The organism is Spirulina subsalsa FACHB-351 (assembly GCF_026130165.1).
In the GTDB taxonomy this organism is placed as follows: Bacteria; Cyanobacteriota; Cyanobacteriia; order Cyanobacteriales; family Spirulinaceae; genus Spirulina_A; species Spirulina_A subsalsa_A.
In genome coordinates this window covers 1-23,584 of record NZ_JAIHOM010000078.1, presented here as the reverse complement: position 1 = coordinate 23,584, position 23,584 = coordinate 1, and the positions used below count along the sequence as shown (strand labels likewise).

20 protein-coding genes and 1 tRNA gene are annotated in these 23,584 nt (G+C 48.1%); 6 read left to right on the top strand and 15 right to left on the bottom strand.

Going from position 1 to position 23,584, the window contains the following annotated elements; genetic code table 11:
- Window positions 1–98: 98 nt before the first annotated feature.
- From K4A83_RS15085 to pyk, 4 genes are all read right to left on the bottom strand, one after another.
- Window positions 99–1,346, bottom strand: a complete 1,248-nt coding sequence (locus K4A83_RS15085) for an LL-diaminopimelate aminotransferase (protein ID WP_265265443.1) — start codon at window positions 1,344–1,346, stop codon at window positions 99–101.
- A gap of 170 nt (window positions 1,347–1,516) precedes the next feature.
- Entirely contained in the window at window positions 1,517–3,313 is a 1,797-nt protein-coding gene (locus tag K4A83_RS15080) for an SLC13 family permease (RefSeq protein WP_265265442.1), read from the bottom strand.
- Entirely contained in the window at window positions 3,298–4,287 is a 990-nt protein-coding gene (locus tag K4A83_RS15075; RefSeq protein WP_265265441.1) for an NAD-dependent epimerase, read from the bottom strand. Before K4A83_RS15075 ends, K4A83_RS15080 begins: the two co-directional genes overlap by 16 nt.
- Before the next feature lie 6 nt (window positions 4,288–4,293).
- Window positions 4,294–6,150, bottom strand: coding sequence for a pyruvate kinase (gene pyk / locus K4A83_RS15070; RefSeq protein WP_265265440.1), 1,857 nt, complete (start codon window positions 6,148–6,150; stop codon window positions 4,294–4,296).
- Window positions 6,151–6,674: 524 nt separating this feature from the next.
- Here pyk and K4A83_RS15065 point away from each other — a divergent pair.
- From K4A83_RS15065 to K4A83_RS23415, 3 genes are all read left to right on the top strand, one after another.
- Window positions 6,675–7,007, top strand: a complete 333-nt coding sequence (locus K4A83_RS15065) for a nucleotidyltransferase family protein (RefSeq protein WP_265265439.1) — start codon at window positions 6,675–6,677, stop codon at window positions 7,005–7,007.
- Entirely contained in the window at window positions 6,997–7,353 is a 357-nt protein-coding gene (locus tag K4A83_RS15060) for a HepT-like ribonuclease domain-containing protein (RefSeq protein WP_265265438.1), read from the top strand. Before K4A83_RS15065 ends, K4A83_RS15060 begins: the two co-directional genes overlap by 11 nt.
- Window positions 7,354–7,861: 508 nt before the next feature.
- On the top strand, window positions 7,862–8,029 hold the full coding sequence (locus K4A83_RS23415; RefSeq protein WP_407810043.1) for a type II toxin-antitoxin system RelE/ParE family toxin: 168 nt from the start codon (window positions 7,862–7,864) through the stop codon (window positions 8,027–8,029).
- A 226-nt stretch (window positions 8,030–8,255) separates the two neighbouring features.
- Here K4A83_RS23415 and K4A83_RS15055 read toward each other — a convergent pair whose 3' ends face one another.
- Window positions 8,256–8,768, bottom strand: a complete 513-nt coding sequence (locus K4A83_RS15055; RefSeq protein ID WP_265265437.1) for a hypothetical protein — start codon at window positions 8,766–8,768, stop codon at window positions 8,256–8,258.
- Between the two features lie 136 nt (window positions 8,769–8,904).
- Here K4A83_RS15055 and mutS point away from each other — a divergent pair, with 136 nt between their 5' ends.
- Entirely contained in the window at window positions 8,905–11,469 is a 2,565-nt protein-coding gene (gene mutS, locus K4A83_RS15050; protein ID WP_265265436.1) for a DNA mismatch repair protein MutS, read from the top strand.
- Between the two features lie 701 nt (window positions 11,470–12,170).
- On the opposite strand, the gene K4A83_RS15045 is transcribed toward mutS, so the two are convergent.
- From K4A83_RS15045 to K4A83_RS15015, 7 genes are all read right to left on the bottom strand, one after another.
- Window positions 12,171–12,878: a hypothetical protein gene (locus K4A83_RS15045; protein WP_265265435.1), complete on the bottom strand. Its 708-nt coding sequence runs from the start codon at window positions 12,876–12,878 to the stop codon at window positions 12,171–12,173.
- On the bottom strand, window positions 12,875–13,336 hold the full coding sequence (locus K4A83_RS15040) for a hypothetical protein (protein WP_265265433.1): 462 nt from the start codon (window positions 13,334–13,336) through the stop codon (window positions 12,875–12,877). The genes K4A83_RS15045 and K4A83_RS15040 overlap by 4 nt, the downstream gene beginning before the upstream one ends.
- Window positions 13,337–13,512: 176 nt before the next feature.
- On the bottom strand, window positions 13,513–14,907 hold the full coding sequence (locus K4A83_RS15035) for a MotA/TolQ/ExbB proton channel family protein (RefSeq protein WP_265265432.1): 1,395 nt from the start codon (window positions 14,905–14,907) through the stop codon (window positions 13,513–13,515).
- Window positions 14,908–14,932: 25 nt separating this feature from the next.
- A complete protein-coding gene (locus K4A83_RS15030; RefSeq protein ID WP_265265431.1) occupies window positions 14,933–16,327 on the bottom strand; it encodes a peptidoglycan-binding protein in 1,395 nt (464 codons plus the stop codon).
- 219 nt (window positions 16,328–16,546) lie between these two features.
- A complete protein-coding gene (gene mltA / locus K4A83_RS15025) occupies window positions 16,547–17,716 on the bottom strand; it encodes a murein transglycosylase A (protein WP_265265430.1) in 1,170 nt (389 codons plus the stop codon).
- Window positions 17,717–18,081: 365 nt separating this feature from the next.
- Complete coding sequence (locus tag K4A83_RS15020) at window positions 18,082–18,333, bottom strand: hypothetical protein (protein WP_265265429.1); 252 nt, start codon at window positions 18,331–18,333, stop codon at window positions 18,082–18,084.
- A gap of 77 nt (window positions 18,334–18,410) precedes the next feature.
- Window positions 18,411–19,175: a hypothetical protein gene (locus K4A83_RS15015; protein ID WP_265265428.1), complete on the bottom strand. Its 765-nt coding sequence runs from the start codon at window positions 19,173–19,175 to the stop codon at window positions 18,411–18,413.
- 77 nt (window positions 19,176–19,252) lie between these two features.
- Between K4A83_RS15015 and fmt the strand changes: the two genes are divergently transcribed.
- A complete protein-coding gene (gene fmt / locus K4A83_RS15010; protein ID WP_265265427.1) occupies window positions 19,253–20,254 on the top strand; it encodes a methionyl-tRNA formyltransferase in 1,002 nt (333 codons plus the stop codon).
- Between the two features lie 151 nt (window positions 20,255–20,405).
- On the opposite strand, the gene K4A83_RS15005 is transcribed toward fmt, so the two are convergent.
- The 3 genes from K4A83_RS15005 to K4A83_RS14995 form a co-directional block, all read right to left on the bottom strand.
- Window positions 20,406–20,753, bottom strand: coding sequence for a DUF6464 family protein (locus tag K4A83_RS15005; RefSeq protein ID WP_265265426.1), 348 nt, complete (start codon window positions 20,751–20,753; stop codon window positions 20,406–20,408).
- A 168-nt stretch (window positions 20,754–20,921) separates the two neighbouring features.
- Window positions 20,922–21,407 carry a hypothetical protein gene (locus K4A83_RS15000; RefSeq protein WP_265265425.1) on the bottom strand — a complete coding sequence of 162 codons (486 nt, stop codon included), beginning with the start codon at window positions 21,405–21,407 and terminating at the stop codon, window positions 20,922–20,924.
- A gap of 48 nt (window positions 21,408–21,455) precedes the next feature.
- A tRNA-Leu gene (locus tag K4A83_RS14995) sits at window positions 21,456–21,536 on the bottom strand.
- A gap of 167 nt (window positions 21,537–21,703) precedes the next feature.
- On the opposite strand from K4A83_RS14995, the gene K4A83_RS14990 reads away from it, so the two are divergent.
- On the top strand, window positions 21,704–23,458 hold the full coding sequence (locus tag K4A83_RS14990; protein ID WP_265265424.1) for a peptide ABC transporter substrate-binding protein: 1,755 nt from the start codon (window positions 21,704–21,706) through the stop codon (window positions 23,456–23,458).
- Window positions 23,459–23,584: the final 126 nt, after the last annotated feature.

The window sequence follows — 23,584 nt, the reverse complement described above, 5'->3', positions numbered from 1 at the left end:
ATTGGGTAATGAGGAGGGGGGCAGGGGAGCGGGGGAGAGGGGGAGCAGGGGAGCGGGGGAGCAGAGGAGCAGGGGAGAAATTCCCTATCACCTATTCCCTATTCCCTATTCCCTACTGTGAACTGTCCTGTAATCCGTTTCATCGCCTCTTCCACATTAGCCCGACTATTAAAGGCAGAAATGCGGAAATAGCCCTCTCCGGCCGCCCCAAAACCGGAACCGGGCGTTCCCACAACATGGCAGGTTTGCAGCAACTTATCAAAGAAATCCCAACTCGAAAGATTATCCGGGGTTTTCACCCACACATAGGGCGCATTCACCCCCCCATAAACTTGGATTCCGGCGGCTGTCAGTTGTTCGCGGATAATGCGGGCATTTTCCAGATAAAAACTGACTAAGGCTTTAATTTGCTCTTGTCCGGCATCGGAATAAACGGCCTCGGCTCCCCGTTGGACAATGTAGGAGACCCCATTAAATTTGGTGGACTGACGACGATTCCAGAGTTTCCACAATTCCACTTTAGACCCATCTGAGGCTTGAGCGGTGAGGGTTTTGGGGACAACGGTGAAAGCGCAACGAGTTCCGGTAAATCCGGCATTTTTGGAGAAGGAACGGAACTCAATGGCACAGTCCCGAGCGCCTTCGATTTCATAGATGGAGTGAGGGAGGCTAGCATCGGTAATAAAGGCCTCGTAGGCAGCATCAAAGAAAATGATGGCGTTGTGGCTTCTGGCGTAGTTGACCCAAGCCGCTAGGTGTTCCTTGGTCGCTGTAGCCCCGGTGGGGTTGTTAGGGAAACAGAGGTAGATTAAATCAACGGCCTCCGAGGGAATTTGGGCTGTAAAGTGATTGTCCGCGCTGATAGGAAGATAGACTAAGCCACCATATTCTCCTTGGTCGTTGGCTTCTCCGGTGTGTCCGGCCATGACGTTGGTATCCACATAAACGGGATATACGGGGTCGGTGACAGCAATTTTATTGTTTTTGCCAAAAATGTCTAGAATGTTGCCTGTATCGCACTTAGAACCGTCAGAGATGAAGATTTCGTCCGGCTCTATATCACAGCCTCTGGCTTGAAAATCATGGTGAGCGATTTTCTCCCGTAGCCAGCCATAGCCTTGTTCTGGGCCGTAGCCTTTGAAGGTGTTGCGATCGCCCATTTCCTCAACCGCTTGGATCATAGCACGGCGACAGGCTTCCGGTAAGGGTTCTGTCACATCCCCAATCCCCAACTTAATGATGGGTGCCTTGGGATTCGCTGCCGCAAACGCATTGACACGACGAGCAATTTCCGGAAACAGATATCCGGCTTTCAGTTTAAGGTAATTTTCGTTAACCGTTGCCATAGGTGCTATTACTACTAAATTGAACGCTCACCGCTTCTCGCTGCTGTGGGCTTTTAACAGCTTACCAGAAGGATGGTGCAGGAATGCTCCCTCCATAAGCTCCTTGTAACCCTTGTCTACTGTTTCCTGTTCCCTTGTGGATTACAAAACTCAAATAGAAACGCCATAGCTTATTCAGACAAACCACAAACTAAAACAATCACGGCTGGAGCCACAAGTACCATGAGCAAATTTAAAGGGCCTCCCACCCGCAAGAAATCTAAAAACTTATACCCCCCTGGACCGTAAACCATTGTATTAGTTTGATAACCAATGGGAGTCGCAAAACTATTTGAGGCGGCCAACATGACGGCAAACATAAAAGCAAAAGGGTTTAAACTTAAAGTCTGAGCAACTTTAACCGCCACAGGTAACATGAGAACCACAGAGGCATTATTTGACAAAATTTCCGTTAGGATAGAGGTCACTAAAAAGAAGAAAACCAAAATCCAGTAACCTGATAAACTGCCCCCTAAACTAACTAAATGATCCGCTAACCATTGGGTTGTTCCTGACTTATCCATTGCAATTCCCAAAGGAATTAAACCAGCTAATAAAAAGATAATATCCCACCGCACCGCCCCATAAATTTCACCGGGTTTTAAACAGCCCGTTAAAACCATTAAAATGACTCCCGCTAAGGAACTCACTAAAATTGGCATTATTCCCAATGCGGCCACCAAAACAACCGCCACACCAATCGCCACAGAAATAGCTGCTTTATCCGGCCGTAACATATCGACATCTCGTTCTTCGAGTACCAATAATTCCCGCGTTGTTTGTAACCCGATAAAACTTTCTTTCGGCCCTTGCACTAACAGCAAATCCCCAAACTTTAAAGGAACTTTGCCCAAACGACCTTGCACCAATTCCGCCCCGCGACGAATGGCTAAAACTGTAGCATTATAACGTTGTCGGAAGCGCATATCTTTCAAGGTTGTTCCCACTAAACGGGAGTTAGAAAGAATCAAAACCTCGGCAATTTTTTCCTCCCCGGAACTGAGTGTAGACTCAATTTCTTCGTTGTTAAACTGTACATCGGCTAAGATTTCTAACCCTCGTTCATCGCGAATTTTTAATAAATCGGCTTTGGTACTTCGCACGACCAAAATATCCCCGGCATCTAGTACCTTATCAGCTAAGGGTTGAGGAAAGCGGGTTTTATTGCGGATGAGTTCTAACACATCTAAATCAAATTTGCGCTGAATTTCGCTTTCCCGTAAAGTTTGACCAATTAAACTAGAACGAGGAGTTAAAACTAACTCACTGACATATTCTTTCAGTTGATAATCTTGGGCAATACTACCCATCGGTTGATTATCTCGATCAGGCAATAGGTAGGGACTGATGAAGATAATGTAACTTAACCCGACTAAAAAGGTGATAATACTAATGGGGGTAAATTGAAAAATGCTAAACTCTTGATAGCCCAATTGGGCTGATAAACCACTGGCTAATACATTAGTTGATGTGCCGATTAAGGTTAATGTTCCTCCCAAAATTGTGCAGTAGGAGAGGGGAATTAATATCTTAGAAACGGGAATTTTTTGTTGACGACACCAAGTTTCAACAATGGGCAGAAACACAGCAACGACGGCGGTATTGTTAATAAAAGCACTAATCGGCCCCACTAACATCCCCATGACAAATATCTGCTGTCTGGGGTTATCTCCAGACCATTTAATCAGCCAATCGCGGATAATTTGAATAACTCCGGTTTTGGCAATGCCTGCACTTAAAATAAACATGGCCATGACGGTAATGGTGGCCGTGTTGCCAAAGCCAGAAATCCCTTCTTCTGGGGTAACAAGTCCCAAAATCATCAGGACAATAGTCACAATGATAGCGATGAGATCAACGGGTAAAACTTCGCTAATAAAGCCAATTAATGCCCCGATAATTACCAGAACCGTTAGGATAATTTCCATTTAAAATAATCACAATACCAGTTGACAAATTCTCTTAAACCTGCTAAGAGAGGAGTGGAAGGTTGAAAGCCGACATCCTGCATTAAATCATCTACATCGGCATAGGTAATCGGCACATCTCCGGGCTGCATGGGGAGCATATTTTTAATGGCCGTCTTGCTGAGACAGGTTTCTAAGATTTCAATCATGGTGAGCAGTTCGACGGGCTTATTGTTGCCAATGTTATAAATTTTATAGGGAGCATGGCTGGGGCCTTGGGGGTCTGGAATTTTAGCCATCACGCGGATAATGCCTTCTACGACATCATCAATGTAGGTAAAATCTCGCTTCATTTGCCCTTGATTAAAGACATTAATGGGCTGGTTTTCTAAGATGGCTTGGGTAAATTTCCAGTAGGCCATATCCGGTCTTCCCCAGGGGCCGTAAACAGTGAAAAAGCGGAGGCCGGTGGTGGGGATTTGATAGAGATGACTGTAGCTGTGGGCGATTAATTCGTTGGCTTTTTTGGTGGCGGCATAGAGGCTTACGGGATGGTCTACGGAGTCGGTTACGGCAAAGGGAATTTTTTGATTAACTCCATAAACGGAACTGGAGGAGGCAAAGACGAAATGGTTAATTTGGCTTTGTCTACAGCCTTCTAAAATGTTAACAAATCCCACGAGGTTACTATCAACATAGGCGTGGGGATTTTCGAGGGAGTAACGGACTCCGGCTTGAGCGGCGAGATGGACAACTTGATCAAATTTGTGGTTTTGAAAGAGTTGCTGGGTGGCTGCTCGTTGGGCGAGGTCGAGGGGGTAGAATTGAAAGGCTGGGTGGGTGTCGAGTTGAGCTTTGCGGGCTTCTTTCAAGGCTACGTCATAGTAGGGATTGAGGTTATCTACGCCAATTACCTGATGACCCTCCGCCAACAAACGACGGCTAAGGTGAAAGCCAATAAACCCCGCCGCCCCCGTGACTAATATGGTTTTCATGGTTTGTTAAAACAGAGGTAAGGACACCCCAACGCCATTATTTTGAGCGGTGGGTTTTGAGCCGAAATAGACTAATCCCCGTTGAGAATCGAGGGTTAAAATGGCTCCATCGCGAATGACATCGGTGGCATTTTTTAGGCCGACAATGACGGGAACGCCTAGACGTAAACCAATCACGGCCGCATGGCTGGTTAAACTGGATTCTTCGGTAATAATACCTGACGCTTTGCGAATAATGTCCACATAGTCGGCATTAGTGGAAGGGGCGACTAAAATATCCCCTGGTCGAAAATTGGCGATTTCTTTGGCATTGCGAATGACTCTCGCCCGTCCGGTAATGGACTGTTCTCCAATGCCAATCCCCTGACCGAGGACGGCGGTCACGACTTCGACTTTAATTAAGTCGGTGGAGCCGGAAATGCCTTGGAGGGTGCCGGCCGTGAGGATGACTAAATCCCCATCAAAGAGCAGTTGTTTTTCTTGGGCGACATTGATGGCGGCTTGGAAGGTTTGGCTAGTGGAGGGCAAATCTAACACTAACAAGGGTTTGACACCCCAAACTAACTGTAACTGCCGGGCGACATCCACATGGGGGGTAATGGCTAAAATGGGGGTCTGGGGGCGGAATTTGGAGACATTGCGGGCGGTGGCCCCGGTTTTGGTCAGGGTCATGATGGCGGCCGCGTCGAGTTGTTTGGCGATGTGGCTGACGGCCCCGGAAATGGCGTTAGGAATTGACCGGGTGGGGAGATTGACGTGATTAGGGTCGGCTAGTTGATGTTCGACACAGGCGGCAATTTTAGCCATTGTTGCGACAGCTTCGACGGGGAAGTTGCCCACGGCTGTCTCGTTGGAGAGCATGACGGCATCGGTGCCATCGAGGATGGCGTTGGCGACATCGGAGACTTCGGCCCGGGTGGGACGGGGATTGTTTACCATGCTGTCTAACATTTGGGTGGCCGTAATGACGGGGATTCCCAATTGGTTGGCGGTGGCAATGAGGCGTTTTTGCAGGAGGGGGACTTGTTCGGCTGGGAGTTCAACGCCTAAGTCGCCTCGGGCGACCATTACGCCATCACAGAGGGAGAGAATGGCTTCCATCTGTTCGATGGCTTCGTGTTTTTCAATTTTGGCGATGACGGGGACGGATTTTCCGGCGCTGGCGATAATTTCTTTAATTTCGAGGATGTCGTGGGGATTGCAGACAAAACTGAGGGCGACCCAATCCACGCCTTGATCTAGTCCGAACATTAAATCTTCTCGGTCTTTGGCGGTGAGGGCGCTAATGGAGAGGGTGGTGTTGGGGAAGTTAACGCCTTTGTTGTTGGAGAGGGTGCCGCCGACTACGACGCGACAGTGGAGTTCTTCTTGTTCGAGATCGACGGATTCGACGGCCATTTCTACTTTGCCGTCATCAATGAGGATGAGGGCGCCGGGGGTGATTTCTTGGGCGAGTTTGGCATAGCTGACGTATCCCCGTTGTTGGGTGCAGGGAATTTTGCGACTGGTGAGGATGAAGCGATCGCCTTTTTCCACTACGACCGACCCGGTTTCAAAGCGTCCGAGGCGGATTTTCGGCCCTTGCAAGTCTTGTAAAATGCCCACAGGTTGATCGAGTTCAAAGGCCGTCTGACGGATTAAACGAATAGCCTTTTGATGGTCTTCATGGGTGCCGTGGGAGAAGTTTAACCGTAGCGTCGTGGCTCCTGCTTCAATGAGATTCCGGAGAACTGGGGGATGGAGGGTAGCCGGTCCAACGGTGGCGACAATTTTGGTACGACGATCATTCTCAGGCGATCGCACCAAAGGTTGAGGATGAACCGGAAATCCGAAACGTTCAGCTTGGGGAAGCGGCACTTGCATAGTTAACCAATAACAATCATGATTTAGGGCAGACTAGGCCTTCGACGCAGCACAGAGTCATAATTCGCCATCGTCTCATAAATGGGAACCCTTTGCTAGAGCAAAAACTCACCCGGCCAAGGGCTAGACCTTCCGGTTTCGTGACGCTTCACTTTTCAAGATTTTGTGCTTTTGTCAAGTCCTATTCATTTATTGTAACAAATCCAACAGAATCCGTAGGTTGGGTGAAGCGAAGCGCAACCCAACAAAACAATTGAGACTTAATAATTGATAATTGTTTCGCGATTCGTAGGTTGGGTGAAGCGAAGCGCAACCCAACACCCCCCATCAAGAGATAAACCCTCACCTCCCCAACCCAGAAATAAGTAACTAACCATCCGTAGGTTGGGTGAAGCGAAGCGCAACCCAACACCCCTAATCAAGAGATAAACCCTCACCTCCCCCAATTTTTGTGTAGAGGATATTTGAGACCATATTTCCGAGTTAGACTAACAGTTAAAAGAGTTGGAGGATTCCTTAGCACGATGAAACCGTTAATGACGACTAATATCCAGTCCAATGATTGTAATTTGGTGAATATTTGTAGCGTTTTAAAGCAGAATCTTCGCCAAATTAAGCTACGTTATGGTGTTAAGTCCCTTGGGGTTTTTGGTTCTTTTGTCCGAGAAGAGGCAACAGAACATAGCGACCTAGATATTCTGGTTGAGTTTGAGGATGTACCCACATTTCGTAAGTATATGGACTTAAAGTTTTTTTTAGAAGATTTATTTAGTCGGCGGGTAGATTTAGTGATTCAAAGTGATATTAAACCTCAGATTCGAGAACAGATTCTGAGGGAAGTCGTTTATGTCTCGTGATCTAAATCTATATTTACAGGATATTTGTATTTGTATTGATAAGATCAGAGACTATATAGAGGATATGGATTACTTTGACTTCATTCAAGATCCAAAAACATTAGATGCAGTTATCCATAATTTGCTAATTATTGGCGAGGCAACTAAACAGATTCCAGATTCTCTGAGACAGCAGTATCCTGAAATTCCCTGGCGGCAAATAGCAGGACTAAGGGATGTAATTGTCCATACTTATTTTAGGGTTAATTTTCAAATAGCTTGGGATGTTATTCAGGTTGAACTTGAGCCGTTGTACAAAGTGATCCTGATTATGATAAATAATGAAAATCAAACTAATGACAAATAAAAACAAATAATTATCAATGGCTAAGTGACTATGCTCCATTAAGCATTGTGCCTGAACAGTCACCCCCCAACCAAGAAACCCGGTTTCTAAGTAACTAACCATCCGTAGGTTGGGTGAAGCGAAGCGCAACCCAACACCCCTAATCAAGAGATAAACCTTCACCTCCCCAACCCAGAAATAAGTAACTAACCATCCGTAGGTTGGGTGAAGCGAAGCGCAACCCAACACCCCTAATCAAGAGATAAACCCTGACCTCCCCAACCCAGAAACCGGGTTTCTGTTCAGAAGTAGCGAGACAACCAAGGAGTGCAAGAAACCCGGTTTCTCCGTGACCCAATTTTTTTGGTATCTTGAGAACAACTTGAATCGTCCTGTTGCCCGATTTTTCAAACCTCCATGAACCCCTCTCACCTGCTCAGACTGAACCAAAGACTCCTAGCGGGAACAGCCATCCTAGGCATAGGTGCCATAGTCACTGGAGCATTAAGCAACAAACTGAAGATTCCTGATGGGAAATTATTCATTCTCTGATGCTGCCCTAACCGACTTAGACGAAATTTGTGCATCCCTGTCAGCAATAAACCCAGACGTAGCGATTAGATTTTTTGAAAAAGTTCGGGATAAGTGCCGTCAGTTTGCTCAATTTCCCAACATGGGCAAAAACTACAGTCTCTAAATTTGTTAGAATCACCACAAAACCTGAACATATTCACCAACGTTCGGATCAGACATCCGCGATCGCCCTTACCAGACCCAGGAAAAAACATCGTGAATCAGCGCCGAATAAAACCATGCTCGAAATTACCCTAACTTGGAAACCCGACCCCCAAACCTTGACCACAAGTCAGCAGGGGTCGCCCGTTATACCCGAAGGGTTAGCGGGGGAGAACTTCACGGTTAAACTACGGTTGCCTAGTAATTCGCATGATATAGGGGTGAAACTCATTGCGTTCATAGGAGCCCACCCAAATCTGATAGGTTCCCGCTAACCATTCTCCGGCAATAGCCGGGTCATCTTCAAAAGCATCATCATTACACCACACCCCTCCGGGGCCTTGAATGACTAGAGTGGTATCCCCCGAACTTTTGACCCGAATATTGAGGAAATCAAAATAATCCGTCAGGGTTACAATATGATCCGGTTGTTGATCGACAAAGCCCACACAGGGGCCAGTGGGAGTTTCCGGGCGATTGCTCACAGACCGGGCCGGTAGCTCTCCCCCACTAATACCGCGCATCACCACTTCCCCAAAATTTGAGCGGGGGGTAAGGGTGACACTTTCAAACATAGGCGTAAATTGGGAAAAAACAGGCCCAGGCAAGGTCAGGGTGAGTAAAGTGGCGATCGCACCTACACCTAAACCTCCTTTGACTCTCCCACGATATTTCCTGTATAAACGAACGAAGTTGTACATGATCTCCCTATCCACCGATTCCCTTTGAATCTTAACGGGTTTTCTGTGATTTTAGACGCATACCCCCTAGGGTTTGTTGCCCAGATCCCCCAGCCCTCCTAAAATCTTCCTTAATTGCACCTGCCTACAATCCCTCATGAGTGAGACTGCCAAAACCGGATCGAAAAATGCCCCTCAACGTGATTACCGTCCCCTAGACCGGGATAAACTGTCCCCCATGATGCAGCACTACATTGAGGTCAAAGAACAATATCCCAACGCCTTAGTTTTGTACCGTTGTGGGGACTTTTTTGAGTGCTTCTTTCAGGATGCCGTCACCATCTCCCAAGAATTGGAATTAGTGTTAACCAGTAAAGAAGGGGGCAAAGAAATCGGTCGCGTTTGTATGACCGGAGTGCCGCACCACGCCTTAGATCGCTATGTTGCCACCTTAGTCGAAAAAGGGTATGCGATCGCCATTTGTGATCAAGTCGAAGAAGCCTCCCAAGCCGCCGCCGAACGTCGCATGGTAGAACGCCAAGTCACCCGCCTCCTCACCCCCGGCACCCTCACCGACGATGGAATGTTAGCCGCCCGTCGCAATAACTTTTTAGCCTCCGTCGTCGTCGCCAAAGAACATTGGGGCCTCGCCTATGCCGACATCTCCACCGGAGAATTCTACACCACCCAATCCCAAGACCTCGAAGCCCTCACCCTAGAACTCATGCGTCTCCAGCCTTCCGAGATCCTACTCCCCACCGACGCACCGGATTTAGGCGGACTCCTGCGCCCCGGAGAAGCCCGCCAAGACCTCCCCAACTACCTCCCCGACTGCTTCTGTTACTCCCTCCGTCCCCAGCAGTATTTTCGCGCCTCAGAAGCCCAAAATCGGCTCATAGAGACATTTAACGTCAAGTCCTTAGAGGGAATGGGCTGTGCCGACCTAACCCTTGCCATTCGCGCAGCTGGGGGGCTATTAGAGTATCTCGAAGACACCCAAAAAGCCAATCAAGTCCCCCTCCAACCCCTCCGCACCTATACCCTCACCGATTACCTAATCCTAGACCCCCAAACCCGGCGCAATTTAGAAATTCTGCAAACCGTGCGCGACGGCACCCTAAACGGTTCCCTACTTTGGGCCATTGATCAAACCGTCACCGCCATGGGAGGGCGCGCCCTACGGCGTTGGTTATTACAGCCCCTCCTCGACATCAAAGGCATTCGCGCCCGTCAAGACACCATTCAAGAGTTAATAAATAACGCCTATTTACGCAACGAATTACGGCAATTATTACGGCAATTTTACGACCTAGAACGACTCAGTGGCCGCGTGGGAGCAGGCACAGCCAACGCCCGAGATTTAGTGTATTTAGCCGACTCCCTTTGTCGTCTTTCCGTCCTGAGCGAATTAGTTCAGAAAGGCAAATCACTTTATCTCAAAGCCCTGCAAAAAGTCCCCCCGGAATTAGAACAACTCGGACAGCACATCCTGCGCCATTTAGTCGAATCTCCCCCCCAACACCTCAAAGAAGGGGGCCTAATTCGGGATGGGATTCACCCCCTCTTAGATGAACGCCGCCAACAATTGGAACTCGATCAACAATGGCTAGCTAACTTAGAAGTGACCGAACGAGAAAGAACCGGAGTTTCTAACTTAAAAGTCGGATATAATAAAACCTTTGGTTATTATATTAGTTTGCCCCGTGCCAAAGCCGCACAAGCCCCCGATAATTACACCCGTAAACAAACCTTAACCAACGAAGAACGCTACATTACCTCAGAACTCAAAGAACGAGAAACCCGCATCCTAACCGCCAAAGATGATCTTCATCAATTAGAGTATGAAATCTTTAGCGAATTGCGGGCAGAAATGGCCGAAAAAGGGCAAGAAATCCGACAAATCGCCAAAGCCGTCGCCGCCATTGATGTGTTAGCCGGACTGGCCGAAATTGCCGTAGAACAGAACTATTGCTGTCCAATGATGACCGAAAACCGGGAAATCACCATCCGAGATGGTCGCCATCCCGTAGTAGAAAAAGCCTTGGGGTTAAACTTTTTTGTTCCCAACTCCACCACCCTCGGCAGTGGAACCCAGAATAATCATCCCGATTTAATTATTCTCACCGGACCCAATGCCAGTGGAAAAAGCTGTTATTTGCGGCAAGTCGGACTCATTCAACTGTTAGCCCAAATTGGTAGCTTTGTTCCAGCCGAATCGGCAACCTTGGCCATTTGCGATCGCATTTTTACCCGAGTGGGGGCCGTCGATGACCTAGCCACCGGACAATCCACCTTCATGGTCGAAATGAACGAAACCGCCAACATCCTCAACCATGCCACCCCCCAATCCCTCATCCTACTCGACGAAATTGGGCGGGGAACCGCCACCTTTGACGGTTTATCCATCGCCTGGGCCGTCGCCGAATACCTAGCCACCGAAATCCAAGCACGCACCATTTTCGCCACCCACTACCACGAACTCAACGAACTAGAATCCCTCCTCAACAACGTCGCCAACTATCAAGTCACCGTCAAAGAACTCCCCGACCGTATCCTCTTTTTACACCAAGTCCGACCCGGAGGCGCTGACCGTTCCTATGGCATCGAAGCCGGAAGACTGGCCGGTTTACCCTCCGTCGTCATTGACCGCGCTCGTCAAGTCATGGGAGAAATTGAGAAACACAGTAAAATCGCCATCGGTCAACCCTCCCCTAAACCGTAAACAGTTCCCCATTCCCCCCAGGATAGGAGCAGAAAAACCCAAAATTTTCTAAATAACCGGAACTTTCCCTTTCCCTGTTGTATCTTGAATAGTAGACGGACAAAAACTTACCCTTTGTGGTACAATAAGTGGTTGCTCTGTTAGTCGTTCACCCCCGTTGGGTTTCAATCTAACGTTAAAAATGGCGAATTCTTGAGCATTCTAACTGTAACTGTTACAATTCCTCTCCTTCGGCTTTCACCCGTTCTCATTCCGACGAGAAATTTCTTTTTGGAATCTGCCACACAAAGGATAGACTGACGGTGTGTGGTGACACTCAAACAACTACCTTGTAAAAATTTGAAATGGGTTGAGATGGTTTGGAAAGTTTGAAATCCCTTGAATTTTTCCCTTGCCCCTTTGCCCGCTCGTGATCTGCAAAGCACAATGGAGGATGACTCCCTATGAATATCATCGCAATTAACCCCCAATGGCTTGACTTATGTGCAGTTTTAGGCTATCTCGCCTTTGCATTTTTCGTCATGTGGCAAGTGTTTGCCCGCTCCCTGTAAAGCAATTCCCCCCTTCTCAGGACCGGCACTTAAATCAAGAGTGAAGTACCCGACGCTGACTCTATGCCTTCCGGCAGGCCTCGCCAACCAGTACAGCGCGGGCTTCCTGCCGAAAGTAGGCAAGAGCGGGGAGCGGTTAACAGTCACGGATTACTGTACTCCAATAGAACGACCTCGTGAGCCGAAAGCAATAGTCCGTTGTTGAGATAAGGGTTCCCACCCCACATCAAACCCCTGTTCCCAAGCCACTTTACGCGCTTGTCGGAACGCCGCAAAACTATCAGGACGCACTAAAAAGGCTAAATAATCCTGTTGGTTATCTAAACGGGTTAGAGTCCGTTTGAATGCTGATTCATCGCTGCCAATGGCGCTGAGGGTGGATCCGGTAACATTAGGACGAGGTTGATAAATCGTGACAAAACCCTCTACATCAAAATGAGCCTCATAATAATCGGTACTCACTTGATAGCCTTGAAGTTGTTGTAAACGCGACCGTTGACAGCGCTCATATTCTTGGAGTTGACGATAATAAAAATCAAACTCTACCGAGTCCATTGTGCGGGGAAGATCCGGTTCATAACAGGGGGGTAAGTTTTCAATCATCCAAGTGAGTTGATTTTCTACTCGGGGATTATCGAGATAAAAAACTTGATTATTGCGCACTTCAAAAAACTGGGCATTTTTCACACTGGCTGAAACTAAAGGAGTGCGGATAATATTGCCAGATTCCACAGAAAGCAAAGCCACAAATAGCCCAATAAACATCAACACGCCCACGGTATTGGTGAGAATATCTAAGAATGAATCTAGGTTTTGTTGGGGGCTTTGACGAGTCCCTACTTTGCGTCTATGTCTCATGGGGTTTCAATGCGTAATGTCCAGTTTTCTTCGATGGGTTCGTAGCCTAAATCTATCCCTTGCGCTTCTACTAAATCCCGCACCTGATTAAAAACTTGAATGCCACTGGGTCGCACGGCAACAATTAAATATTCCCGTTCTTGATTTGCCTTGACTTCTGACAATAATTGTGCTAGTTCACGATTACGTTGATTAATTTCATTGGCAGGGATAAAGGTTTCTTGAGGATGTAATACAATGCCATCTCCCCGACAGTCAATATAGCGGGGAATTTTCCGTTGATTTTGTCCGTCTTCGGTGCGGGCAATAATTCTTACTTCTTTGTCTTCGCTAAAGGTTTGGGTAGTGATGACAATAATCAGTAAAATCAGGGTGCCAATGGTACAGGCTAAAACGGACAAGAAGGGAAATAATTCCACTTCATAGGATTTACGATGTAAGGTTGAGCGACGGGACATTTTAAAAACTTAATAGTTCAGCACAAGTTTGTTTGTCGTTGCCGTTTGTAGTTGCGCTTCAGCGCGAATTTAAAGGCTAAAGCCCAACAACGAACCAACAACCGTTTGTAGTTGCGCTTCAGCGCGCATTTAAGGGCTAAAGCCCAACAACGAACCAACAACGAACGGGGAAAAATTCAATTATCTTGCTCCAATAACATAATTTTACGAGGCTTTTGTAACTGGGTTAAGATGGGCTGTAATTGAGTTAGGGCAACCCTTAACCCGGCTAAAGATTGCTCTAACTGTGCTGTTTTCTCCAAAGAGTTTAACATTTGATCTAAACTTTTTTGCAGTTCAATAATTTGGGAAACTTGTAAGGTTGATTGTTCTAAAGCTTCCACCCTATCCCCTAATAAGACAGCCGCTTGATTGAGTTGTTGGGTGATTTCGTGGGCTTGTTGGGCTAAACCATGAGCCACAATTAAGTTACCCTGCTTAATTTCTTCTACGCTATTTTTAATTAACTCGACAATATCTTTCTGCTGTTCTTGTTGTTGATTAAAAACAGTTAGAAAGTCTTGACGGTCTTGTAAAGTCGCCTGATTTACTTGACTTACTTGCTGGATGAGTTGACTATTCGCGGTTTGAATTGACCCCATTTCTTGGACAAATTTTTGGGTTAAAGCTTCCACTAATTTCTGGGCGTAAATATGGGCAGGTTCGATGAGGTCTTTGGGTTGGGGTAGGTTTTCTTTGAGGGATTTTTCTACGGCTTGGGCGATCGCCGTTTCAGACAAAAATCCCCCAGAAGTCTCGGAATCTCTAAATTTTGGTAAAAGACGATCATTGATATACACATCAATAGACAACAACAAACGAGACTCCCACCGTTCCACCAACACCAAGGGAATCATCACCACCACACTCAAAAACAAAGCCAACAAAGTGGTATCAAAGGCCACCGCTAACCCACTGGTGACGGTGCCGATTCCTGTACGAATTTGGTCAATTTCCCCCGCTTGCTCCAGAAAACCGGAAAACCCACTCACGGCCTGACTAATGCCGATTACAGTCCCAATAAACCCCAATAGAGGAATCGCCCAGACCAAAATCCGAGGGATTGTATAGGAACTTTCTGAGGCACTGAGATAAAAGGCGGAATCATCTAAAGCTAATTCGCTGGCGGTTTTGCGACTACCGGATTGGGTATAGGCATAAAGAACGCGGCAACAACGCACCGCGATCAGTTTCCGCGAGTTGGTTAAACTGGCGATGAGGTTATTAATTGAACGTCCGTTGGGATCTTCTAAATCAATGCCATCGGGAATCCAATTTTTGCCGATGGCGCTGGATTCTGCGGTCAGTTTAAGGTATTTGAAGATCACCACACTAATCACCATTCCGGCCAGAAAGAGGGTGAGGGGTTGGGTGAATCCTCGATCGTAAATCAAACTGCCTAAATACGTCTCCTGAAAGGGTAAAGCTAACAGGTAAATCCCAATAAGTAGAGAAAGGGCGGCAAAAATAACAAGGAAAAAGGGAACATCAAGTTCTTGGCGTTCGTAGCTGGCTTTTCTGGACAGGGACATGGATTAATGACAATAGAGGACGAAATTAGCTAGAGGGCTGATCATCAGGTAAGACTCGAATTTGGTTGAGTTGTTTCAGGGCCCATTTGGCGGTGTTTTGCACTTCGGGATCTGGATCATCGGTGGCATAGTAGACTAACTGACTCAGTTGGGCGACTAATTCGTACATTCGTGTGAGGTCACGAATGGCATTTTTCCGCACTTGGGCGTTGTCGTCTTGTAGGGATAGGGCTAAAGCACGGTTCATGGGTTTGAGGGTGCGGGTGCCAATTTGAGACAGGGCTTCGAGGATGAGGGTTTGTTGTTGGGAGTCGGATTCAATTAACAGGCCGACGAGGGGTTTCACGGCGCGAGAGTCGGCGCGTTGGGCGAGTTCCCAGATGGCTTTGTGGCGTTTTTCGAGATTGGGCGATCGCAAATCTCCGATTAATTCCTCAATCAAATCCAGTTTAACTAAACGTCCGGCGGGTTTAATGGTCATTTCCGGAGGGGATGCTGTGATGGGAGGATTGGTGGGTAAGGGGTTTTCTGCCTCGGCTACTTCTTCTAGGGCGACTTCTTCTAAAGGTTCTGGTTTTGCTGGAGGGGGAGGCAGAACAGAATCCGCTAACCAAGCATCCTCTAAGAGGGATTCTGAAAGGATCGGAGGATCTAAATTTAAGGGTTGAGTGGGGGGGGACTCGGGTTGTAGGGTGACAAATTTAGAATGATTATTGGAGGGGTCTTGTTCGTAATCGGGGTAACGTTCTGAACCGATCTCTGTTTGCACCGCAAATTCTTGGTCTTGAGCGCGTTGGGCTAAAAATTTGAGGATCAGAAAAATGCCAATGGCCATCCCAATCAATGTGGTTAAGCCGCCCAAACCAATTACAGCTAACGCCCGGCGGCTAATGCGTCCTCGTTCCTGGGGCTGGGGTTCCGGTCTGGGATTGCGGATTTCTTGCATCCGAATCCAAGCTTGAGCATCAAACACGCCAGTAGGTTCTAGGCCTTCGGCTTCTTGGAAGGCTCGCACGGCGGCCTCTGTGGAAGCCCCATAAACACCGTCGGGTTCTTCTTCGTAATACCCTAATTCCTTCAGATGTTGTTGTAATTCTCGGACAATGACCCCCTCACTTCCTGGTTCAATTTTCGGCTCATTGGCGGCCTCGGAATCTTCAGTGGGACTAGTTTCTGGGCTAGGCGTTTGGGCGATCGCGATCCTAGAACCAGAAATGACCTCAAGGCGACTAGCCCCAAGGATCACTTCACCCAAGGTTAGGGAGAGCAACAAGAGTAGGAAGGCACTTCCGCGCCGTGTACCGTAAGAATCACGCATTACCACATCAACTGGTTCGTTAGGTTGGGGATCGGTGTGAACTACCCCACCCTGCCGTTGGCGAGGAAGGGGAATTCCGCAACATTTTGTTAAAGGTAGCACCCGTTTATCCCTCAATGTTAATGGTAGGAGATTCTCTCGGAAACAATTAATCCTCCAAAATTTACGCCCCAAAAAATACCTAGGGCTTACTCAATAACTCGGGGAGTAGGGGAGTAGGGGAGCGGGGGAGAAATTATCAATTGACAATTGATAATTGACAATTATCAATTATCAATTATCAATTCCCTAGCCCCACGAGTAGAGTTATTCCGCAAGCCCTTATTCTTTTAACATGAGATAGTACAGGGCTCCGCGATATCCCATGACACCAGCGCGATCGCCTGCTACTGGGCCAGTTCCCATGAACACATCCACTCGACCGGGGGTTCTGATGGCGCTTCCGGTGTCTTGGTCTAACACGAAGCGGCTCACCTCGGGGGTAATCATACCTCCTTGACCATCGGGGAAGGGGATACGGGTGTGGATGAGGGCGAGAGCTCCCGGGGGCATCAGGGATTTATCGGTGGCAATGGAACGGTCGGGGGTTACGGGGACGCTAATGCTCCCGGTGGCCGGTGCGCCGTGGGTTTCTCGGAAGAAAATAAAGCGGTTGTTCCGGGGAATATAAACGTTGAGCAGGTCGGGGTTTTGTTGGAAGATGTTGATCATTTTGGGCAGGGTGAAGCCATCAGCCGGGTGTAGCCCATCTTTGATCATTTCTTGTCCTACGCTGACGTAGGGATAATCGGTGCTGCCGTGAAAACCTACGGTCATGGTGCTACCATCGGTTAATTGCAGACGGGCGGAACCTTGAACTTGAACGAGGAAAGCTTGAAGGCGATCGCGCAACCAAACCAATTCATAACCCGCTAAAATGCTATCTTTCCCCGTGCCATCGGCCCCTTCGAGTTGAGCGCGACTGGGATGGGGAGCTTTCCAGCTTTCTAAGCTGCTGGGACGACGATAGAGGGGATAACGATACTCGGGAGTCCGAACACGACTCGCTGGATAAGTGGGTTCGTAATAGCCTGTAAAGAATACTTGTCCACCGTAGCGCGGACTGCCTATAGATTTGTAAAAGACAAATTCCCGTTTAACGGCTGCTTGTAATTCTTGAGGACTGTTGCTGGTGAGTACCAGATGGCGGAAGCGTTGCAGGGATCGACGGACGCGATCGCGAGTAATCCAACGAATGGGATAATTTTGATACGCTCGGGCAGCGGCCGGGGTGTCTAAATAACGCAAACTGTGGTCAATGGATCGAATCAACGCCTGTTTATCCCCCGGTTGTCCTAAACTGCCCCACAGTTGCTCATCTAACGCTAAATTGGGAGCTTGACGATGGGGATTTGACCAAGTAAGAGGGGCTTGTTGGGCTTGGAGTGGCACTTGGGGCATTCCCATCGCCAGCCCCAAACCTAACGCAAATAGTGTGAGTGTTTTTTTCATCGGTGAGTTCAATAATCTTTAGTTGGTGTTCAGAATCATTGTTCAGACAGTAGGGGTATTTGATCCGCAAACTTCTGAGATTGTTCCAAAATTGGGGAATTTCATCCTCCCACTCCAGCAATAGACCCACAAGGATGAGATATTACTTCGGGGAAATCTTGTGCTACAAAACTATACGAAACTATACAAGAGTTTATCCTCTTTGTATCCCTTGACAAAAATTTTTTTTGTGATAATGCAAACCAATTAAGCAGAACAAAAACCCCTAAGCAGAACAAAAACCCCCCCGAGCTTGGGGGGGTAGTCCTTGCTGATTAAGGGAAGAAGTGACAACTTTTAATAATTAATTGATAATTAACTATTAATTAATACCGTTCCACACTGCCTCCAAACACGGGTTCAACACGGATGGCAGCTACACAGTTGGGACGCAGCACCATGTATTCCCCTTGTAGGTTTTTAATAGGGACACTGATGAAGGTATCATCATTCGCTTTAGGGATAAACTCCCCACTGTACCATTTCTGGAACTCCTGAATACTGTTAAAACGAACCTCTTCACGGTGTCCCGTGGACAATAAAATAAAGACGACATATTCGTCTGGTTTTCTTGGCATAAAGATTTCTCCTTGTTCCCTCCCCAGTCTAGCGGATGTTGATTCTCTCGGGACAGAATAATGGGAAAGCGACCCATTCAGCCCACAAGATGCAAAGGCTGTAGCAGGGTTTGCAACAGAGGAGGGAGGGTTTTTTTAAGTTCATGGGCAGTCTTAAATGATACCTGTTGCAGGTTCATTAGGTCAAAGGGCATTTGACCCTCTAAGCGCTCTTGTTGGAGGAGCAACATCTGGCCAGAACGCTTATGGTTTAAGGCATAGCCCAATTCTGCGCAGACGACTGGACTGAGGAGGAGTTGAGGGGTTTTGTCTCCTGCCAAGGAAGAAACTGGGCTGCCATCAAAGATCACTAATAAACTTTTGCGAATTTGCCGTAATTGTTGAGAACTTAAACGGAGGGGAGCCTCGGTGGGGCGTTGGGCGAGTTGTAGGATGAGGGGATGGCGCGATCGCTCATTGAGTTTTGCGATCGCCTCCTCCAACGCTTCCCGAATCATCTCACTCGCGGGGGGATACTCCCGTTGGTAACTGAAAAAAATCACCGGATCTAACGCCGTCGTACTGTCCAGCTTAGTAAAATAAATTTCCTGAGAAATCAAATCAATGTTAGAAATGGCATAACATCCACTCCCCTCAAGGTAAAACTCCACCGTCTCCCCCGCCAAATAACGCCCAAACCAGTCCGACGTTTCCACCTCCACCCGATCATCAAGGAAATCCGCCCGCAGTCCCGACTTTAACAAACTATTGCGACTGAGCCGCAAATCATGGGGACGTTTCACAATTTCCCGAATCGGTTCATAATCTTCTACATACCACGCTCGTAGTGCGATAATCGCCATAATTTCGCCCCCTTAATCTCGGTTTTCAGCCACAAAACACTAGATATTGATTATAACATCAACATATTGACCCCTTTATGAAAATCATCTTTTTTGGCACCCCACAATTTGCCCTTCCCAGTTTAGAACGTTTCCTCAACGCCCCAGATTTTGAGGTTTTAGCCGTCGTCACCCAACCCGATAAACCCAGAGGGCGGGGGAAAAAATTAATCCCCTCCCCAGTGAAACAAGTCGCCTTAGAGCATAATCTCCCCGTCTGGCAACCAAAACGGGTCAAAAAAGACCGAGACACCCTTGATTTTTTGCGCCAGAGTCAAGCCGACGCCTTTATTGTGGTAGCTTATGGTCAAATCTTATCCCCGGAAATCCTCGCCCTGCCTCGCTTAGGCTGTATTAACGGTCATGGTTCCCTACTGCCCAAATATCGCGGAGCCGCCCCGATTCAGTGGTGTTTGTATCACGGGGAACAGGAAACTGGGATGACTACTATGCTGATGGATGCAGGCATGGACACCGGGGCCATGTTGCTGAAATCATCCGTCCCGATTGGTTTGTGGGATAATGCCCAAGACTTAGGGGAGATCCTCGCTCAACAATGTGCTGATTTATTGCTGGAAACCGTCGAGCAGTTAGACGCAGGGCGAATTACCCCGACGGATCAAAATGATGCAGAAGCCACCTATGCGCCCTTGATTGAGAAAGGGGATTATGAGCTAGATTGGTCCAAATCCGCGATCGCCCTGCACAATCAAATCCGCGCCTTTTACCCCAACAGCATCACCCAATTCCGAGGCACCCCCTTAAAAATCCTCGCCACAACCCCCCTAGGAGAGCCATACACCCCCCAACTCCCCCCCGCCCTAGGGGATCTCGCCTCCACCCTGCTCACCCCCTCTAATGAGTCACCGGGCGCAATCCTGCACCTCGTCAAAAAACAGGGTTTCGTCCTCCAAACCGGAGACGGCCCACTACTGATTCAATCCGTACAACCTGCCGGGAAAAAGCCCCAATCCGGTTGGGATTTCGTCAACGGCCAACGGTTAACCGTCGGAGAACAGTTGATCGGGAATCGGGAATAGGAGCAGGGGAGCGGGGGAGAGGGGGAGCAGGGGAGAGGGGGAGCAGGGGAGCAGGGGAGCAGGGGGGCAGGGGAGCAGGGGAGAGGGGGAACAATTATCAATTATCAATTCCCTATTCCCTATTCCCTATTCCCTAGCCCCACGAGTAGAGTTATTCAAAATACCGACAACCATCACAGGGCCCCGTCGGATTCACCGCACAGCGTAGGAGTTCTGACCGCGCATTGAGGCGACAATTAGCATCGCCAATCACCCAACGCCCCTCTACCCAACTCTTTTCTTGGGGTTTTTGGGCAGCCTGCACATACACAGAAATCCTGTGTAAACGATACCCCCCTAACCGATACTGATAATGGTGATGGCGCTCCAAAATGGCGTAGGTTTTCCCGTACAAATTGAGATAATTTCCGGGTTGTGGAGTCCAATCTAGTTGAATTTGACCTAAATGTTCAAGGGGGTGGGTCAAAATAATATCAGTCGGTAGTGAATCTTGCTCCATCAAATAAAACTCGCTAAGAACTCCCGCCAAACAAGATCAATTTAGGGTGAAACGGGAGAGGAAAGCGAGGCGAGAACTGTCGCTCTCCTATCTGTCCATAATGCAGCCATGTTAGCGCGAGCAACCCTCCGCCTTCACGCTTCTTTGTCTTCTCCTTACCATTACCCCCTAAGCCAAATCGGGCGGAATGGAACGAGATCCCTTACCGGGCGCAGGTTTAACCTGTTCCATTTGGGACGTTACTAAGTTTTGTAAATCTTGGCGCTTCACTTCCTTGCCTTGACTTAAATCTTTGGGAACATCCATAAACACCACACTATCCACCGGTTCCATTGCCAGCAGTTGAAACAAGATATGAGTCACAGGCAGGCAGACTGCAATTAAACTGGGATCCGGGGTTTCTTGAAACTGACGGGCATCTTTGAGGGTAGCAAACGCATAGATCACCTTTTTCTGTTGTTGGGGTTGAGCGCGGTTGCTGAGAGTGGTTAATACCCACTCTTGGGTTAGGCTTTGCATGACATAATATTCCAAATGCTGCACCTGTGCGGCAAAGGCACGCAAAACGGGGCCGATCACTTGTTGAATCAGGACACCTGTTCCATCAGGAGGAGCTTTATCAATCAGTCGTTGAATCTGTTGGTCAATATCCATGTTTGTTCAGGTCAGCAGACCCTACATAGGGCAAGGGTTTCAAGTGAATGCGGACGGAGAGACTCGAACTCTCACATCAAAGATACTAGAACCTAAATCTAGCGCGTCTACCAATTCCGCCACGTCCGCGTTGTTTTTACCGTTCTCTATCCTAGCAAACCTGGGGACAAAATGGGACAAGGGGAGAAATTTTCGCGAAACATCCCCTGATTTTGCTCGGAGTGAAAAGAATTCGATAGAATCCCCGATAATTGATCACCAACAACAGAAGGTTGATCAGAAAAAGGAGTGTTCAGTTGTTCAAATTGCCCAGTCGTCGGTTTTTTCTCCCGTTGGTGTTGCTATCGTTGTTCTGTAGCTTAACGTTTGCGGCTTGTAATCCCGGTCAACCCCCTCAGACGGGAGGTTCTCCCTCTACGGAACAAGGGACGGGAGATGATACACTACGCCTGCTCTATTGGCAGGCTCCGACTATTTTAAACCCCCATCTTGCCTCGGGATTTAAGGATTTTGATGCGGCGCGCATTGTCTATGAACCTTTGGCCAGTTATGATAGTAATGATGAACTGGTTTTATTTCTGGCGGCTGAGGTGCCGACGGTGGAAAATGGGGGTTTAGCCGCAGATGGTCGGTCGGTGACTTGGAAGTTAAAAGAGAATGTCCAGTGGTCGGATGGGGAACCGTTTACGGCTGAGGATGTGGTGTTCACCTATGAATATTTGTCGAATCCGGCTGTAGCGGCCACCAGTTTAGAAAATTATGCCACGGTGGAGACGGTGGAAGCGGTGGATGAGCATAGGGTGAAGATCACGTTTAAGGAAGTGACTCCGGGGTGGTCTGTGCCGTTTACGGGACAGAATGGGATGATTTTGCCGAAACATATTTTTGAGGGGTTTAACAATGAGCAGGCGCGGGAAGCACCTGCTAATTTAATGCCTGTGGGAACCGGGCCTTATCAGGTGGTGGAGTTTAAACCGGGGGATATTGTGGTTTATGAACAAAACCCCAATTTCCGGGATAAGGAGGAAAAGGCGCTGTTTTCTCGGGTGGAGTTGAAAGGGGGGGGTGATGCGAATTCGGCGGCGATCGCAGTATTACAAACCGGAGATGTGGACTATGCCTATAATTTACAGGTGGAGGCCAATGTTTTAAGACAGTTGGAAGCGGCGGGACAAGGGCGCGTTGTGGCGACTTTTGGTCCTTATGTAGAGCGGATTATGGTGAATTTTACCGACCCCAACCGGGCTACAGCTGACGGAGAGCGTTCGAGTCTGGAATTTCCCCATCCCTTTTTCTCCGATCTCAAGGTGCGTCAGGCGTTTAACCTAGCTATTGACCGAGATGCGATCGCCGACCAACTCTATGGCCCCACCGGACGAGCAACTGCCCAATTATTAGTGAGTCCCACCCAGTTTAAATCTGACCAGATTTCCTATGAATTTAACCTCGAAAAAGCCGCCCAACTGTTAGAAGAGGCCGGATGGAGCGATACCAATGGCAACGGCACAAGGGATAAAGACGGCGTAGAAATGCGAGTTTTGTTCCAAACCTCTGTCAATCCCGTGCGACAAAAGACCCAAGAAATCGTCAAACAAGGGTTAGAACAGATTGGGGTCGGTGTTGAACTTAAAAGTATTGACGCGGGCATTTTCTTCTCTGGAGATCCTGCCAGCACCGACACCATTAATGCCTTTTATGCAGACTTACAAATGTTCAACACAGGGAATGATAGCCCAGACCCCGGCGCTCACATGAAATGGTGGACTTGTGGGGAAGCCTCCCAAAAAGCGAATCAGTGGCAGCGTCCCAATTATGCCCGCTACTGTAACCCCGAGTATGATCAGTTATGGCAAGCGTCGGCAACGGAACTAAATCCCCAACAACGGGCGGCATTATTCCGGCAGATGGATGAGTTACTCGCGGCTGATGTGGCGGTGATTCCCATTGTAGACCGTGCCAATACGAATGGGGTGAGTAACCGTTTAACGGGTGTTGAACCCTCTCCTTGGGATTCCAATACTTGGGATATTATGAACTGGCGAAGGAGCTAAAATTGACACTCCCCGGCCTAAAGGCACGGGGATTCTTCACTCAACGAATCAGCTTGCCCTGACAGGATTACTCCAGCCAAAGTAGAGGCCCATTCTCCTGAAGCGTTACTTGCGTCTAGCGCCAAA